This is a genomic window from Streptomyces sp. NPDC058964 (assembly GCF_042741275.1).
GTDB lineage: Bacteria > Actinomycetota > Actinomycetes > Streptomycetales > Streptomycetaceae > Streptomyces.
Map to the genome: position 1 here is coordinate 2,582 of NZ_JBHYKH010000630.1, position 2,066 is coordinate 4,647.

A 2,066-nucleotide genomic window follows, 5' to 3' on the forward strand; every position below is an offset into this window, starting at 1 on the left:
CTGGCCGCGGGCGACACGCTGGCACCGTCCCGGGCACCCACCAAGACCCCCCGGGACTGCCCGCCCGCGGTGGCCGGGGCGGTCGCCCCCCGGCCCGGGGCAGGACACCCAGGGGCAGGAATCGCCAATGCGCAAGGGGCAGTACAGATTCGTCGCGGGATTTCTCTTCGTGCCCGTGGCGCTCTATGTGATCTTCGTGATCTGGCCGTACATCCAGACGTTCGGCTATTCGCTGACCGACTGGAAGGGGCAGTCGCAGACCTTCAAGTTCGTCGGACTGGACAACTACAAGGCGCTGTTCCAGGACGACGTCTTCATGCAGGCCATCTGGCACAACATCCTGTTCCTGATCTTCATCCCGGTGATCACCATTCTGCTCGCCCTCTTCTTCGCCTTCATGGTGAACGCGGGCGGACGCAGCAGGGCCGGCGGAGTGCAGGGCGTCGCCGGATCCCGGTTCTACAAAATCGTGTACTTCTTCCCGCAGGTGCTGTCGCTGGCCATCGTCGCGGTGCTGTTCAACGCGGTCTACCGCAGTGACGGCGGCGGCCTTCTCAACGGCTTCCTCATCAAACTCGGACTGGTCGACACCGACAATCCCGTGGAATGGCTCAACGAGCCCAACATGGTGCTGTGGGCGCTGATCGCGGCCGTCGTCTGGCACGGCGTCGGCTTCTATCTGGTGCTGTTCTCGGCCGCCATGCAGTCCATCCCCAAGGACATCTACGAGGCCGCTCTCATCGACGGCGCGGGACGCAACCAGTCCTTCTTCCGCATCACCCTGCCCCTGCTGTGGGACACCGTGCAGACCGCCTGGGTCTATCTGGGCATCGTCGCGATGGACATGTTCGTCCTGGTCTCCTCGATGACCCAGAACATGGGCGCGTACGGGGGCGGCCCCGACCATCACAGCGATGTGATGTCGACGGTGATGATGCGCAACTTCCAATACTTCGGGAAGAGCGGCTACGCCTGCGCCATGGGCGTGGTCATGCTGGTGCTCACCCTGGTCCTGTCCGTGGTCATGCTGCGCGCCACCCGCCGCGAGCGCGTCGAGTTCTGAGCGGGAGATACGACGACATGAGCGCACCTCTCAAGGAGTCCGTGGCCGCACCCGCCGAGCGGCCCGTCGACAAGGGCCCGGCCGGCCCCGGTGACCGGCGCGGTGAGGGCATCGTCCTGAACGTGTTCTCGCACGGCTTCCTCGCCCTGTGGGCCCTGCTGATCGTGCTGCCGCTGCTGTGGCTGGTGCTCAGCTCCTTCAAGACCGACGCCCAGATCGGCGGTTCGGCCTTCGGCTGGCCGCACAGCTGGTCCTTCGACGTCTTCCACCGCGCCTGGAACAAGGGCATCGGCGACTACTTCCTGAACACGATCATCGTGCTGGTGTTCAGCGTGCCGCTGACGATGCTCTTCGGCTCGATGGCCGCGTACGTCCTGGCCCGCTACCAGTTCTGGGGCAACCGGCTGCTGTACTACTTCTTCGTCGCCGGCGCGATGTTCCCGGTGTTCCTGGCCCTGGTCCCGCTGTTCTTCATGGTCAAACGGCTGGACATGCTGAACACCTACCAGGGCCTGATCCTGGTCTACGTCGCCTACTCGATGCCGTTCACCGTGTTCTTCATGCACGCCTTCTTCCGGACGCTGCCCACGGCGGTCTTCGAGGCGGCGATCCTGGACGGGGCCTCGCACACCCGGACCTTCTTCCAGGTGATGCTGCCGATGGCGAAGCCGGGTCTGATCAGTGTCGGTATCTTCAACACTTTGGGTCAGTGGAATCAGTTCATCCTGCCGACGGTCCTCATGCAGCCGCAGAGCGGCTCGGACCCCGAGCGCTATGTCCTCACCCAGGGCCTCATCCAGCTCCAGCAACAGCAGGGATACGCCTCTGACCTGCCCGTTCTCTTCGCCGGCGTCACCATCGCCATGATCCCGATGCTGGTCGTCTACCTGTCCTTCCAGCGTCAGGTGCAGGCCGGTCTGACCTCCGCGACCCTGAAATAGGCCCGTTCGGCGGGCGCTGCGGGTAGCGCTCCGGAACCGGTCGTGCGCGCGCCGTTCCCGAC

2 protein-coding genes are annotated in these 2,066 nt (G+C 64.8%); both read left to right on the top strand.

The annotated features are described in order from the left end of the window. The first annotated feature begins 127 nt into the window (after positions 1-127). Positions 128-1,063 carry a carbohydrate ABC transporter permease gene (locus tag ACFW2E_RS41825; RefSeq protein WP_384475894.1) on the top strand — a complete coding sequence of 312 codons (936 nt, stop codon included), beginning with the start codon at positions 128-130 and terminating at the stop codon, positions 1,061-1,063. Positions 1,064-1,080: 17 nt separating this feature from the next. Then, positions 1,081-2,004, top strand: coding sequence for a carbohydrate ABC transporter permease (locus ACFW2E_RS41830; RefSeq protein WP_384475897.1), 924 nt, complete (start codon positions 1,081-1,083; stop codon positions 2,002-2,004). The last annotated feature ends 62 nt before the right edge of the window (positions 2,005-2,066 follow it).